The following is a 12,180-nucleotide window of genomic DNA, read 5'->3' as shown; positions in this document are numbered from 1 at the left end:
GAACACGGCGGCCCCACCGATCTGAACAACCTCGCCCTGGTCTGCGGAGAATGCCACCGCCTCGTCCACCACGGCGACTGGCAACTGTTCATGGGCGACGACGGACACCCTTACGCCATCCCGCCCGAATCCATCGACCCCACACGACAACCCATCCCCAGCTACCACCGACGAAAACGGCGCGCAGCCTGACAACATGTCAGCTGCGAACACGCCGTCGAATTTCGGGCCGCCGGGGGAGTGCTTCTGCCCGACATACGACGTACCGTCATGGTCGCTCTGCGTTCGACCGCCCAGTCAGCTGCTAGCTGCTTGCTGCGTGCGGACCTGGCAACGTCGTGACTCCGTCGGCGGTGCATCGGTGCATCGGAGCGCGCCCCGGTCCTCAGCGGCTGGAGTGGTTCGAGTTACGCGTCGTCTGTCGTCACCGGTTGTGATGAGCGGGGGCGGGTGGCACCAGCTCTCGGTAGTGCGTCGCGATCTCGCCCGGGGTGGTGAACCAGACGCCGTCGCTGTTGTCGGTCATGTGTTTCAGCGCCGCGCGTAGCCGTCGAAGTCGGTAGGGCTGTCCGGTGAGGAAGGTGTGCAGCGAGATCGCGAGCACTACGGTTGGTGCGCCGAGTTCTCCTTCAGCTCGTCGAAACTGTCGATTATGTTGCGCTCGAACGTCGCTGCGGTCTGGTGATGGTGGACGAACACCGGTAGGTCGTTCACCTCGTGTGGGTACGGGACGCTGAGCAACGGGCCACCGCGGGTGTTCAGCCACACCGGCTGGTCGTCGATGGGCCAGTCCAAGGTGTAGTCGTAGCCGCGTTCGGCGAGAAGGTCTTCGGTCACTCGGCTGGGGTTGGCACCGGGGCTCATCCAACCCCGAGGAGGGGCTCCCTCGTGCCGCTCGATGGCGGACGTGACCTCGTCTATCGATCGTCGTTCGTCGTCCTCGTTCTGATCGTTCGGTTGTATGGCGTTCGTTCGGCCGTGTGCGACAACCTCGGCGTCGAGGGCGCGGAAGGCGTCGATCAGCTGCGGCGCATGCTCGTACACCTCGGTATTGACGAGCAGTGTCGGCCGAATCCCGCTCTGCTGCAACGTCTCTGCGATCCGAAAGCCGCCGACGCGGTTGCCGTACTCACGCCACCCCCAGTTGTAGGTGTTCGGCTGATCCATCGCGGGCGTGTAGCCCAGCCCTGGGCGGCCGTCGTCGTACGGAAAGTGCTCGCAGTTTACGGCGATGTACACCGCGAGGCGCGCGCCACCCGGCCACTCGAACTGCGGGCGATCGCCGATGGGGGAGTAGTCGAAGCGTCCATGAGAGGCGAGGGGCATGACCAGAGAATTGCCCACGGTCAAGCAACGCAAACAGCGTTGCAGTCGTTCAGTCCCGGGCGACCGCGGTCTTCACCAGCTCTGCGATCTGTGGATTCCGCGGCTCGAATACCTCGAGCAGTCCGATTGCCGCCAGCTGCGGCGCGAGATTCCCCAGCGCTGCCAACAGTTCTCGGTGGGTCTCGGTGCCTGTTCGGCGTCGTCGAGCGCTCGGGCGTTGGCCACGAACGCCGCGACGGTGCCTTTGCGAATCTCGAGTCCGTCGAACGACGCCCTCTCGGCCCCGTCGGGCAGAACATCCTCGGGACGTATCGAATGGATGCTCACTGTTCTCGGCTCCTTCTATGTTCGGCGCTGCTGATTCGCTATGAATCGCGCCTTCTTCTGACGGTTTCCGCAGGTGTTCATGTCGCACCACTTGCGCGAGCGGCTTTGGCTGGTGTCGAAGAACGCGGCCCGGCACGTAGGGGACGCGCACAATGCCAGTTTGCCGTCTCGAACACCGGCAATGACGTCGATGGCGTCGGCCGCAACTACGCCGAGGGCGTCTTCTACGGACTGCATCGAACTCAGCTGCCAGCGGCGGTCGCCCTCGGCCGTCAGAACAGCAGCGGACTGCCCGCGAATGCTGCGATCGTTGATGGTTCGGACGGCGACCTGGGCAGTGTGTCTTCGACTGCGGCAGCTGTCGCTGCGAGATGAATCGCCTCTCGCAGTTCGTGAGCCAGGAACAGTTGGGAGTCGGTGCACCCCTCGACGGCGAGCCCGTTCATCGCCAACCAGTCGATGAGCCGCTGCGGCACCGGAATCCGTTCCACAGGTTCGCCGCATCGTTCGGTCAGCGTCCCGGTGAAGGCGGTCGAGAGGACGCTACCGGGGCGAAATTCGGGAAACCTTGCGGGCATGGAACCAGCTTAGCCGGTTGCGGTCCAAGGACGTGCCCTGTAGAACTGGCTTAGACGGTTCAACCGAAAGCAGGAGTTCCTATGCAGTCGCTCAGCGGCCTCGAAGTGTGTTCGTTCGAGCCCCTCACACCCGACGACGACCTCGACGACCTGCGCGCGCGGTTGGCCGCCGCACGGCTGCCGGAATCCGAACCGGTGATTTCGACCGAGCCCGGCCGTCGGCGATGGGACCAAGGCGTTCCTCTCGCCGACCTGCAGGAGATCCTCGACTATTGGCGCACGGGCTACGACTGGCGAAAGTTCGAGGAGCGCATCGACGCGATCGGTCAGTTCCGCACTAGCGTCTACGGTCTGGGATTTCACTTCTTGCACTGCCGGTCCGCGCGTACCGATGCCACTCCGCTGATCATGACGCACGGCTGGCCGGGCAGTATGGCCGAGTTCGTCGATGTGGTGGACGCTCTGGCGCATCCCGATGACCCCCGCGCGCCAGCGTTCCACGTCGTCGTCCCGTCGCTGCCGGGGTTCGGCTTCAGCGACAAGCCGAGTACGACCGGATGGGGAACCGAGAAGATCGCGACAGCGTGGGTCGAGTTGATGCGCCGGCTGGGTTACGACCGGTTTCTGGCCCACGGTGGTGACTGGGGAGGCGTGATCACGACGATCCTCGGAGGCAGATTCCCCGCGCATGTCATCGGGATCCACACAACTCTGGCGCAGGCACCGCCGGGGATGACAACCGAGGGCCTGACTGCTGACGAGCGCCGCTGGACCGAGGAGAACAGCGACTTCCGGCACCACCACTCGGCGTACGCGAAGCAGCAGGCGACCCGGCCACAGACGATCGGGTACTCACTCGTCGACTCTCCGGTCGGTCTGCTCGCCTGGATTCTCGACAAATTCGCGGAGTGGACGGATACCGACGACAGCCCCTTCCCGGCGATCTCCAGAGACCGGCTGCTGGACAACGTCACCCTGTACTGGCTCACGCGCTCGGGAGCGTCGTCGGCTCGGATCTACTACGAAAGCCACAACTCCCTGGATCCGGACCTGCGGGTCGACGTTCCGGCGGCGATCACTACGTATCCGCGCGACATCGAGAAGAATCCTCGTGCGTGGGCTGAGGAGCGCTTCCGTCAGATCGTGCGGTGGAAGGAACCCGAGTCAGGGGGACATTTTCCGTCGCTCGAGAATCCAGACCACTTCGTCAGAGATCTGCAGGAGGGGCTTGCCGCCGTGTTGGCGGCGACCGGCATGCGTAGAACGTGAATACCCAGCTCGGTGGTGCGAAGGCTGTGGCAACGATTCAGTTCGTCGGGTGTTCGCGGATAGCCCGCGCCACGTCTTTCGGTGCTTCCGATTGCGGAAAGTGTCCGACGCCACCGAGCGCCGTGACCCAGGCATCCGGTCGCAGTGCGCGGATGGCGTCGAGCACTCGCTGACCAGAGACCGGATCCGCCAGCCCCCATATGAGTCCAAGTGGGCCGTCGTATTCGACGAGCGCCGAAAGCCACCGCTCGTGATGCACCGCCCGCTCGTCGTTGTAGCGAATGAGTCTGTGCGACAGTTTGTGTCCGTCGTGCAGCGCGATTCCATACCAGAGGTTGTCGAATTCTTCGTCGGACGCTTTCGTGTCTCCGCGCACGGCATCGATGGTCTTGCGTAGGGCGGTCTTGTTGGACAGTCGAGCGAGAACGGGTCCCACCACCGGTTGGGCGAGTAGACGCTGCAAAACAGTCGGGCGGTACTCGCTGTAGACGACCCCGGAGTTGAGTACGTGCACGACAGAGATATCGAAGGACAGGTTTGCGCGGCGTCGACGGTCGAGCAACTCCTGACCGACGATGCCGCCGTAGTCGTGAACGACCAACTGCGCGCTCGAAATCGAGAGGTGGCGCAGTAGCTGTTCGACGACGTCCGCGGACCGAGCGACGGTGAAGTTGTGGCCACGTGGTTTGTCCGACGACCCGTAGCCCAAGAAGTCCAGCGTCACGACGTCATGATCGGACCCGAGGTCCTCGGCCACCGGGGCCCAGTCGTAGGACCAGGTAGGAAACCCGTGCAGCATCACCACTGTGCTGCCCGCGCCGCGGCGGCGGTACGTGATCCGAAATCCGTCGTCGGTCTCGAAGCTGTCGCACTGTGCTATCCACTGCTGCGCAGTAGGCACAGTGCTCGCGTCCGCCATCATCGCTGCCTCCCCGTTCACGATGGGCGGTACATTACTCGCCCAAAATGTGCGGTGCAGATGGTGTCCCACGTGTATATCCCGGCGGCGGAGTCCTGATGGACCGAGAGGAGTTGCACCTCTGCGACGTGCATCCGCACCGACTGCTGGCGACCCCGCCTCGCGCCGAGCCTGGCGAGCTCGGCTGTCAACGGTTCCGAATCGACGTCGGCTGTGCCGTAACCCAGTGAGATATGGGGTGCGTGCGGCGCGGGCGGCATTGCCGGGTCACCGAGAACTGTTGTCGCACCGGCACGTACGGACCGAACCAGGCTGTCCCACTGCGGGCTTCGGTTTCCTTCGTATCCGACCGAATGCTCGAATATGTGGGGGCCGGTCATGTCGACGGTGAAAGGCTCCAGTGCTGCCGTCGCGTCGTCGAGGAGTCCGCGCAGCGTGAGAACGGTGTCAGCGGGGACCGTATCGAGGAAGGCCGGGATTCGAGTGACGGTGGCGTGCAGGAACTCCGTCGGCTGTACAGAACACACACCGGTCGAGCGAATTGCGTCCTGAATCGGGACGAGAACGCTGCTGTCGATCTGCGGAAGTGCATAGACATGGAGGGAATTGCGCTCGTGCGGCCACGCGGTCATCGGTAGATCGAACAGACTCTTCACAGGCAAGTTTCCAGGGACATGCAGGTCAGTATCCAAGGGTCGAGTGAACGGACCGGTCGACCTCGGTGAAGTACACGCGCCTGGGTGCGGATGGACGCAACTCATAGGCCGCTACGCCATGAGCAGAGTCACGGCGTGATGACGGTCTGCTCGTCCACCTGGGTGGTGGCGTCGACCAGCAAGTCGAATTGGTCGATGCTGCCGTCGACGTTGATCTGCAGGATGTAGTAGCCGTCCTGCCCTGTGATGATCGTCGTCTTCTGCGCCGACACCAGCTCCTCACCCGTCTCGTCGTCCGTGTACGTGCCTGCGATCTGGTATGCGGGGAAGCCCGACAGTGTCGACACTGCGCCCTCTCCGGACGGGGTGAACTCTGGCAGGTTCATCAATTCGCCTGGGCCGTAGTCGATGATGGCCTGCGGATCGACGTCGCCTTCGAGCTTGGAGACGATGGCGATCATGCTCGGGGTGCGTTCGCCGGCGGCGACGTCCGGGTAGATGATCGCTCCGTAGGCCCAGTCGGGGGTGTCCTCGGCCGCGTCCACCCAGCCGTCCGGGATGGCCAGGTTGATGGTGGGTGCGTTCGCGTCGCCGCGGAAGATCGGGGTTTCGGTCAGGCCCGCGTCGACGATGTAGTCGGCGATGGTGGGGTTGGGGCCGGTGGGTGCCTCGGTGGTGGTGGCGGGTGCCAGCTTTTTGACCGTTGTGGTCGCGGCGGCCTCTGTAGTCGTCGTTTCGGCTGTCGAGGTGGCGGCGGTCGGCGTGCCGGAGTCGCTGCTGCATCCGGCGGCGGTGAACGCGAGAATCACCACGCTGCGCATACTGCCCCACGGACGCCAATAGTGGAGATCTTCATCGGTCCTCTTTCGTCTGTTCGGATACGGCTTCGATGCGGCTACAGCAGGGATCGAACCGATCGGATCGTAGAACCGCGACATTGGAAATGGATTGGAAAGTGGTGCGCACCGTCCAATCGATGTCCAATCCTCGCTGGCTGGCGTCTGCGGTCATGAGGTCAGCAGTGAAGGTGGTCGTGGCGGCTGCGTTGGTACTGTCCGCGTGTGGCTCTCCAGTGCAATCCGCCAGCAGCGCAACGGAATCGACACCCCAGGCGGTCGCGGCGGAGGGTACCTCAACGGATGGGATCGTGGGCGATGCGTCCGATCCGGTGAACGAGATCGCCGCCGCGGCGATCGACGATCTGCAGTCGTACTGGGCCGAGCAGTTTCCCGCGGTCTACGGCAGCGAATACACGCCCGTCAGTGGCGGTTTCCACGCCGTGGTGCCGTCGTCCGGCGAATTGCCGCCGTGCGCATCCTCTGCCGATGACATCGCGGGCAATGCCTTCTATTGTCCAGGTGCGGACGTAGTTGCCTGGGACAGTGAGGGATTGCGTCCTGATCTCCGACAACGGTTCGGCGACTTCGTGATTCCCGTCGTGATGGCGCACGAGTGGGGGCACGCCATCCAGGCGCGTGTGAACTTCGAGGGCATGACGGTCACCAGTGAGATCCAGGCGGACTGTTTCGCCGGGGCGTGGGCGGCGCACGCAGTGTCCGACAGCACCGTGTTCGATCCGTCCGAGGCCGAACTCGACAGTGCCCTGGCCGGTTTCCTGTATCTACGCGACGAGCCGGGGACCTCGGCCGAAAGCGCGTCGGCGCACGGTAGCGGCTTCGATCGCGTCAGTTCGTTCCGGACCGGGTTCGACGGCGGCCCGATGGAGTGCAAACCGTACGTCGACGGTTCGCCTCCCGTCCTGCGGTTGCCGTTCACCAGCCGGTCCTACGCGGACCGCGGCGGCGACGCTCCGCTGGCGCAGATCATCGACGGCGTTCCGGAAGACTTGGAGGACTACTGGAGTCTGCTCTTTCCTGAGTTGACCGGCCGGCCGTGGCAGCCGCTGAATCCGGTGGTTGCGTTCGACCCGTCCGACGCTCCCGATTGCGGCGGCCGATCCGCGACCGGCTACGTGTTGTTCTACTGCGTGCCCGACGGCCACGTGGGGTTCGATGCGGTCGACGCGATGCTGCGGTTCTACGAGCAGGGTGGGGATTTTGCCGTCGCGGCGCTGATCGCGACGCAGTACGGGTTGGCGGGGATGGCGCAGGCCGCATCGATGCCGACGACCAGGATGCGTCCCTGCAGGGCGACTGCTTCGCCGGGAGTTGGGCCGCGAGCGTACTGCTGCAGAACCGCCCTACCAGTGGGTACACCCTCTCGCCGGGGGATCTCGACGAGGCGATCGCGGCGTTGCTGCTCTTCCGCGGCGAGGGTGATCAGTCCCGTCAGGGCAGCGGGTTCCTGCGGGTGGAGGCGTTCCGGCACGGAGTGATGGACGGGGCGCAGGCCTGCATCCAGCGTTCCGAGCAACTTAAAGTCAGGCTGGACTGTTTGTTGTTTTGGCGCTACTGTGCGAAGTGTGACTACCGACACAGGGCTCGACGACACGGCGCCCACCGAGCGCCGGACGCAGGCCGAACGCACCGCGGGCACTCGGGCGAAGCTGCTCGACGCCGCGATCGACTGCCTGGTCGAGCTGGGCTTCGCCAAGACCAGCACCCAGGAGATCGCGCGGCGTGCCGGTGTCTCTCGCGGAGCGCAGCTGCACCACTTCCCGACCAAGGAATCTCTGCTGACCGCGGCCGTCGAGCACCTCGTCGATCGTCGTCTCTCGGAAATACTCGAAGCCGAACCCGACCCCGAGCGAGGTCCCGAGATCCTCGCCGACGCATTCTCCGGTCCCCTCTTCCACGCCGCGCTCGAGCTCTGGGTGGCGGCCCGTACCGACCCGGCGCTGCACGAGGCGATGATCCCCCTGGAGCGACGCGTCGCCGAGGCCATTCAGGGCGGTGCCCAGATCGTCATGGGTAGCCGGATGTCCCCGGAGTCCATCGAGCTCAGTGTCGAACTAGCCCGCGGACTGGCCGTCTCGGCGCTGTTCCGCAGTCCCGAAGCCGACGCGCAACTGCGCGGGCGGCTCCTTCCGATCTGGTCCGAAAAGGTGATGGACGCGTGAACGCAACACTGCCCGAACAACTCGACGTGTTGGTGGTCGGAGCCGGTTTCGCAGGCCTGGCCGCGGTGGCGAAGATTCTCGCAGCCGACCCGAGCGCCGACGTGACCGTCATCGAACGCGCGTCCGACGTCGGTGGCACGTGGCGAGACAACACCTACCCGGGGTGTGCGTGCGATGTGCCGACCTCGCTGTACTCGTTCTCGTTCGCCCCGAGTCCCAAGTGGAGCCACACCTTCGCGCGCCAGCCGGAGCTGTTCGACTACCTGCGTTCGGTGGTGGATCGCCTGGACTTGAAGAATCGCATCGTCACGAACTGTGAACTTCGGTCCGCCACCTGGGACGAGGTGAGCAAGCGATGGTCGGTGCAGACGTCGCAGGGGTCGGCGAGCGTCCGGGTGCTGGTCGCTGCCACCGGGGCGCTGTCCACTCCGAAGATCCCGGACGTCCCCGGCATCGACTCGTTCACCGGCACGGTGTTCCACTCCGCCACCTGGAATCACGAGCACGACCTCACCGGAGAGCGGGTCGCCGTGATCGGCACCGGGGCCTCGGCGGTGCAGTTCGTCCCCGAGATCGTCGACCGCGCCGAGCGGCTCACCGTCTTCCAGCGCACTCCCGCATGGGTGATTCCGCGCCTGGACCGCACCATCGGCCGCCTCGAGCGCACGCTCTACGAGCGGATCCCGTTGGCACACCGCGCGGTTCGCGGTGTCATCTACGGCTACCGCGAGGCCTACGTGACCGTGCTGGCGGACAACCCGTGGATGCTTCCCGCGGTGAAGATGTTCGCGAAGTCGAATCTGAAGCGTCAGGTCAAGAACCCAGTGAAGCGTGCGTCGCTGACTCCTGACTACGCACCGGGCTGCAAAAGGCTTCTGCTGTCCAACGATTGGCTGCCGACACTCGACCGGTCGGACGTCGATCTCGTGACGTCGGGGCTGACGTCGGTCACCGAGAACGGCGTTGTCGACGCCTCGGGCCGCAACCACGAGGTGGACACGATCATCTTCGCGACGGGGTTCACCCCCACCGAGCCACCCGTGTCGCATCTGTTGCGCGGCAACGACGGTCGGACGCTCGCGGAGCATTGGGGCGGCAGCCCGCAGGCGCATCTCGGGACCACTGTCGCCGGCTTCCCGAACCTGTTCCTGATGTACGGCCCCAACACCAACCTCGGGCACAGTTCCATCGTCTACATGCTCGAGTCGCAGGCCAACTACGTGGTATCCGCGCTGAACGAGATGAAGGATCGCAGGGTCGCGGCCGTCGAGGTCAACGAATCCGCTCAGCGGCAGCACAATTCGTGGGTAGATTCCGAGCTCGACGGCACCGTCTGGAATGCCGGCGGCTGCTCGAGTTGGTACCTCGACGCCAACGGCCGCAACTCCACGATGTGGCCCACCTACACATTCCGGTTCCGCAACAAGACGCGCGAGTTCGACGTCGCGAACTATCGGCTCGCGTCCGACACTCTCGAATCAGACCACGAGGTGGTATCAGCATGAGCGACTACGACGTATTGATCATCGGCTCCGGTTTCGGCGGCAGCGTTGCCGCATTGCGGGCCGTCGAGAAGGGCTACCGGGTGGCGGTTCTCGAGTCCGGCCGCCGATTCGAGGACGACGAGCTGCCGAAGACCAGCTGGCGTCTGCGCAAGTACCTGTGGGCTCCGGCGCTGGGTTGCTATGGGGTGCAACGTATTCACCTGCTTCCCGATGTGCTGGTGATGGCCGGCGCTGGCGTCGGCGGAGGTTCGCTGAACTATGCGAACACGCTGTACCAGCCCCCGGCCAAGTTCTTCGAGGACCCGCAGTGGCGCTCGATCACCGATTGGCAGCGCGAGCTGAATCCGTACTACGACCAGGCCCGCCGAATGCTCGGCGTCGAGACCAACCCGACCATCACTGCCTCGGACAAGGTGATGAAAGAGGTGGCCGAGGACATGGGTGTGGGGGACACATTCACCTCGACCCCGGTTGCGTCTACTTCGGCGATCGCGGCCGCACTGCGCCCGACCCGTTCTTCGGCGGTGCCGGCCCCGAGCGGACCGGCTGCACCGAATGCGGAGCCTGCATGACCGGCTGCCGCGTCGGCGCGAAGAACACCCTCGTCAAGAACTACCTGTACCTCGCCGAACACGCTGGCGCGCATGTTCTTCCGTTGACCACCGTGGTGGACGTGCGCCCGAACGGCGCAGGCTACGACGTGGTGACGCGTCGGACGGGCGGGAAGCTGCGTCGCAAGGAGAAGACGATCACCGCCGATCAGGTGATCTTCTCGGCCGGCACCTACGGCACCCAGAAGCTGATGCTCGCGGCCAAGGAGAAGGGCTCGCTGCCGCGGCTGTCCGAGCGGATCGGTTCGCTCGTGCGCACCAACTCCGAGGCCGTGCTCGCGGCGACCGCCCGCGGCCGTGAGGTCGACTACCACGAGGGCGTGGCGATCACGTCGTCGTTCCATCCGGACGATCACACGCACATCGAGCCGGTGCGATACGGCAAGGGCAGCAACGCCATCGGCCTGTTGCAGACCGTGCTCAGCGACGGCGGCGGCAAGATGCCGCGCATCCTCAAGACCCTCGGCGTCGCGCTGCGTCATCCCGGCGCTGCGGCGCGGAGCCTGTCGGTGCATCGCTGGTCGGAGCGCACCGTCATCGCATTGGTGATGCAGACCGACGACAACTCGCTCGAGCTCGGATCGAAGAAGGGACCGTTCGGGCGTCGCCTCACCAGCAGGCCCGGCGCGGGTGATCCACCGCCGCAGTGGATTCCGCAGGGTCACGAAGCCATTCGTCTGCTCGCGGACAAGATCGGCGGCGACCCGGGCGGATCGATCGCCGAGATCGTCAACATTCCGATGACCGCGCACTTCCTCGGTGGCTGCGCGATCGGCGACTCGCCGGAGACCGGCGTGATCGACGGGTACCAGCGCGTGTACGGCTACGAGGGACTGCACGTGCTCGACGGCTCTGCCGTCAGTGCCAACCTCGGTGTCAATCCGTCCTTGACGATCACGGCCCAGGCCGAGCGGGCAATGGCGTTGTGGCCCAACAAGGGTGACCCCGATCGGCGACCCGCGGTGGGCTCGGAGTATCAGGAGATCACTCCTACTCAGCCGGTGCACCCGGTGGTGCCGGTGTCGGCCCCGGGTGCCCTGCGGCTCCCTCTGACCGTGGTGGGGAGGGATTCCTGATGTGGAGTGTCACCGAATCCGAGACCGAGCGCACCGACTGGCCGGTCAGCCCGGCAGCGCCGTGGCCGGCGAATGTCCGTGCCACGATCTGGTGGCATCGGGCCCGCTCGTCGGATTTCGCGCCGGCCGGTGCCAAGACGCTGCCGATCACGATGTGCATGGTCGTCGACTACACCACCTCACCGGTCGGCCCGTACCGCGAAATACTGGCGAGCCCGGCGCTGCGCCGGGACGTCGGACGCGTGCCTCGCATGGCGGTGCCGTTCATCGCCGTCGATTCCGCGACGTCGGTGCACGGTGGCCGGACCAACTGGCACCTGCCCAAGGTGTTGGCCGAATTCGAGGGTGACGTGCTGGGCGAGGCCGGGGCGAACGGCGACGAATGGTCGGTGCGAACGACGTCTCGCGCCGTGGGACCGCAGTTCCCGATGCTCGGCTCCCTCGGTTTCGCCCAGCCGGTGTCCGGCGGCTCGGCCGTGGCCACCGCGAGTCTGAAGGGCAAGGCCAGGGTGGCCCGCGTCGAGGTGGACGCCAAGGGGCCGACGCTCAGTCGCTGGATGCCGTCGGGCACGTATTTGGGGTTGCAGATCGTGTCGGGGTCGATGCGGACGGGTGAAGCGCGCCTGGTCGGATAGCCACGAGCCGCTTTTCTTGACTTAGTCCAGATTAGGGGCATACTGGAGCGCATGCAGCTCTGAATGCGGTCACAGCCCGACCGCATTCGGACGCCGACGACATCGCGGACAGCCCACGGATTTGTCGTCGACGAAGACGGGATCGTGTTCTGGGGTTTGTGCGACGGCTGCATGAGGCATTCCGTCTGACATTGCGGTCCAGCGTACGGCCGCTCGGTTTCACAGATCTTTCGGAGAGCAGCCCTCTTCGAACTCGATT

General features: G+C 65.2%; 11 protein-coding genes and 2 pseudogenes. 7 read left to right on the top strand and 6 right to left on the bottom strand.

Translation table 11 applies throughout. From position 1 onward, the window contains the following. On the top strand, positions 1-192 hold a 192-nt coding region (locus tag RHBS_RS05975), incomplete at its 5' end, for an HNH endonuclease (protein WP_145977480.1). 411 nt (positions 193-603) lie between these two features. Here the strand turns inward: RHBS_RS05975 and RHBS_RS05970 are convergent. The 3 genes and pseudogenes from RHBS_RS05970 to RHBS_RS05960 form a co-directional block, all read right to left on the bottom strand. Then, on the bottom strand, positions 604-1,344 hold the full coding sequence (locus RHBS_RS05970; protein ID WP_236745353.1) for a polysaccharide deacetylase family protein: 741 nt from the start codon (positions 1,342-1,344) through the stop codon (positions 604-606). Between the two features lie 54 nt (positions 1,345-1,398). Then, positions 1,399-1,653 carry a hypothetical protein gene (locus tag RHBS_RS05965; RefSeq protein WP_237669032.1) on the bottom strand — a complete coding sequence of 85 codons (255 nt, stop codon included), beginning with the start codon at positions 1,651-1,653 and terminating at the stop codon, positions 1,399-1,401. 15 nt (positions 1,654-1,668) lie between these two features. After that, positions 1,669-2,231 (bottom strand): annotated as a pseudogene (locus RHBS_RS05960) (ABATE domain-containing protein). A gap of 81 nt (positions 2,232-2,312) precedes the next feature. Between RHBS_RS05960 and RHBS_RS05955 the strand changes: the two are divergent. Then, entirely contained in the window at positions 2,313-3,500 is a 1,188-nt protein-coding gene (locus RHBS_RS05955; protein ID WP_121872014.1) for an epoxide hydrolase family protein, read from the top strand. Between the two features lie 37 nt (positions 3,501-3,537). On the opposite strand, the gene RHBS_RS05950 is transcribed toward RHBS_RS05955, so the two are convergent. From RHBS_RS05950 to RHBS_RS05940, 3 genes are all read right to left on the bottom strand, one after another. Further along, on the bottom strand, positions 3,538-4,422 hold the full coding sequence (locus RHBS_RS05950) for an alpha/beta fold hydrolase (protein WP_121872015.1): 885 nt from the start codon (positions 4,420-4,422) through the stop codon (positions 3,538-3,540). Between the two features lie 14 nt (positions 4,423-4,436). Beyond that, positions 4,437-5,075, bottom strand: coding sequence for a 2'-5' RNA ligase family protein (locus tag RHBS_RS05945; protein WP_183130360.1), 639 nt, complete (start codon positions 5,073-5,075; stop codon positions 4,437-4,439). Between the two features lie 128 nt (positions 5,076-5,203). Further along, on the bottom strand, positions 5,204-5,896 hold the full coding sequence (locus RHBS_RS05940; protein WP_128645112.1) for an LpqN/LpqT family lipoprotein: 693 nt from the start codon (positions 5,894-5,896) through the stop codon (positions 5,204-5,206). A 68-nt stretch (positions 5,897-5,964) separates the two neighbouring features. On the opposite strand from RHBS_RS05940, the gene RHBS_RS05935 reads away from it, so the two are divergent. The 5 genes and pseudogenes from RHBS_RS05935 (at position 5,965) to RHBS_RS05915 (ending at position 11,921) form a co-directional block, all read left to right on the top strand. Beyond that, the gene (locus RHBS_RS05935; protein ID WP_306303517.1) at positions 5,965-7,410 is read left to right on the top strand and encodes a neutral zinc metallopeptidase; all 1,446 of its coding nucleotides are present in this window, start codon (positions 5,965-5,967) and stop codon (positions 7,408-7,410) included. Positions 7,411-7,488: 78 nt separating this feature from the next. Continuing rightward, positions 7,489-8,094: a TetR/AcrR family transcriptional regulator gene (locus RHBS_RS05930; RefSeq protein ID WP_374700537.1), complete on the top strand. Its 606-nt coding sequence runs from the start codon at positions 7,489-7,491 to the stop codon at positions 8,092-8,094. Next, positions 8,091-9,599 (top strand): NAD(P)/FAD-dependent oxidoreductase, encoded by a 1,509-nt coding sequence (locus RHBS_RS05925; RefSeq protein ID WP_237669031.1) that lies wholly within the window; start codon positions 8,091-8,093, stop codon positions 9,597-9,599. The genes RHBS_RS05930 and RHBS_RS05925 overlap by 4 nt, the downstream gene beginning before the upstream one ends. Next, positions 9,596-11,286: pseudogene (locus RHBS_RS05920) on the top strand (GMC oxidoreductase). The gene RHBS_RS05925 and the pseudogene RHBS_RS05920 overlap by 4 nt, the downstream one beginning before the upstream one ends. Continuing rightward, complete coding sequence (locus RHBS_RS05915) at positions 11,286-11,921, top strand: acetoacetate decarboxylase family protein (RefSeq protein ID WP_121872020.1); 636 nt, start codon at positions 11,286-11,288, stop codon at positions 11,919-11,921. The pseudogene RHBS_RS05920 and the gene RHBS_RS05915 overlap by 1 nt, the downstream one beginning before the upstream one ends. Positions 11,922-12,180 lie beyond the last annotated feature (259 nt).

Origin of the sequence: Rhodococcus sp. BS-15, from assembly GCF_000813105.1 — a bacterium.
GTDB lineage: Bacteria > Actinomycetota > Actinomycetes > Mycobacteriales > Mycobacteriaceae > Rhodococcoides.
This window is presented reverse-complemented; position numbering and strand designations above follow the sequence as displayed.

Bases quoted from the DNA above. Each gene is read 5' to 3' on its own strand.
- RHBS_RS05955 (WP_121872014.1), top strand. From the start codon at position 2,313: ATGCAGTCGCTCAGCGGCCTCGAAGTGTGTTCGTTCGAGCCCCTCACA.
- RHBS_RS05950 (WP_121872015.1), bottom strand. From the start codon at position 4,422: ATGATGGCGGACGCGAGCACTGTGCCTACTGCGCAGCAGTGGATAGCA.
- RHBS_RS05940 (WP_128645112.1), bottom strand. From the start codon at position 5,896: ATGCGCAGCGTGGTGATTCTCGCGTTCACCGCCGCCGGATGCAGCAGC.
- RHBS_RS05935 (WP_306303517.1), top strand. From the start codon at position 5,965: ATGCGGCTACAGCAGGGATCGAACCGATCGGATCGTAGAACCGCGACA.
- RHBS_RS05915 (WP_121872020.1), top strand. From the start codon at position 11,286: ATGTGGAGTGTCACCGAATCCGAGACCGAGCGCACCGACTGGCCGGTC.